This window comes from Kitasatospora sp. NPDC057595, assembly GCF_042800875.1.
Taxonomy (GTDB): domain Bacteria; phylum Actinomycetota; class Actinomycetes; order Streptomycetales; family Streptomycetaceae; genus Kitasatospora.
Genome location: NZ_JBHVGL010000068.1, coordinates 1 through 1,431 on the forward strand (window position 1 = coordinate 1; position 1,431 = coordinate 1,431).

2 protein-coding genes are annotated in these 1,431 nt (G+C 71.3%); both read left to right on the plus strand.

Annotation, left to right across the window (positions count from 1 at the left end; genetic code table 11):
* Positions 1-460: single-stranded DNA-binding protein (ssb, locus tag ACFU9E_RS35485; protein ID WP_380715707.1), on the plus strand; the 460-nt coding region annotated here is incomplete at its 5' end.
* Positions 457-1,164 (plus strand): DNA methylase, encoded by a 708-nt coding sequence (locus tag ACFU9E_RS35490; protein WP_365916679.1) that lies wholly within the window; start codon positions 457-459, stop codon positions 1,162-1,164. The genes ssb and ACFU9E_RS35490, both read left to right, overlap by 4 nt.
* The last annotated feature ends 267 nt before the right edge of the window (positions 1,165-1,431 follow it).

Genomic DNA, 1,431 nt, shown 5'->3' on the forward strand with positions numbered 1-1,431 from the left:
GAGCAGCAACAACGGCACCCCGATCACCCTCGTGGGCAACCTGACCGACGACCCGGAACTCCGCTTCACCCCGGCCGGGGTGGCGGTCGCGAAGTTCTCCGTGGCCGTCAACCGCCGCCAGTACGACGCGCAGGCCGGGGAGTGGCGGGAGTCGGGGACGGACTTCCACCGGGTCTCGGTGTGGCGGTCCCTGGCGGAGAATGTGGCCGGCACCCTGGCCAAGGGCATGCGCGTGGTCGTCGTGGGCGACCTGCGACAGCGCACGTGGACGGACGAGAAGACGAACGAGAAGCGCTCCGCGTGGGAGGTCGACGCGTCCGCGGTCGGCCCCGACCTGACGTTCGCCACGGCCACCGTGACCAAGGTGGCCAAGACGAACGGAGCCGCCCCCGGTGACGACACGTGGGAGAGCGCGAGCCGGACCCGTCCGGCGACCGCCCCCGCGACCGCCGGGCGGTGACCGCCGTGGGGGGCCGGCCCGAACTCCTGGACCTGTTCTGCTGTGCGGGCGGGGCCGGGGCCGGGTACGCGCGAGCAGGGTTCGAGGTGACCGGGGTGGACCTCGTGGACCGCCCCCGGTACCCGCACCGGTTCGTCCGGGCCGACGCGCTGGAGTACCTGGCCGCCCTGATCGCCTCGGGGGAGATCCGGCGCTTCGCGTTCGTCCACTCGTCCCCGCCGTGCCAGGCCGGTTGCGCCTTGACCGTGGGGACCAACGCGGCCCGCGGTTGGGGGCGGGAGCACGTCCAGCTCATCCCCGCCCTGCGGGAGTTGCTGGACGAGACCGGCCTCCCCTACGTCATCGAGCAGCCGGACGGGAAAGCGCCGGTCCGCAAAGACCTGCGGCTGTGCGGGGAAATGTTCGGCCTCGGGGTCCTGCGACACCGCAATTTCGAGGTGTCCGGGTGGCCGTTCCTCGCCCCGCCGCACGTCCCCCACCGGGGCCGGGTACGCGGGTACCGACACGGGGCCTGGCACGAGGGCCCCTACGTCGCGGCGTACGGCAAGGGCGGCGGAAAGGCGACCGTGCCGGAGATGCAAGCGGCCATGGGCATCGACTGGACGGACGTGCGCGAGGAACTGACCGAGGCGATACCCCCGGCCTACACCGAGTGGATCGGGTCCGCCTACCTCGAGGTATCGGGACTGACGATCGCGGCATGACCGCGTATCGATACGTTCCGGTATCGGGGGTCATGACCGTACGGTGACCCCCGAACGGCCAGGCGGCCCGGCTTCTTCCCGGTAGGTGACGAAGTTGGGCCGCCTTCCGTACGCAACTCCCGGTCCCGGCCGGGAGCGACGCGCCAGATTCCCCCGATTCGGTAGTGGCGTAAGGGACCTGACGGCCCCTATGATCGATACCGATTATTGAAAGGAGTGTGGGAGACGTGAGCGCTACCGCGACCACCGCCCCCGAGGCTCCCTCGG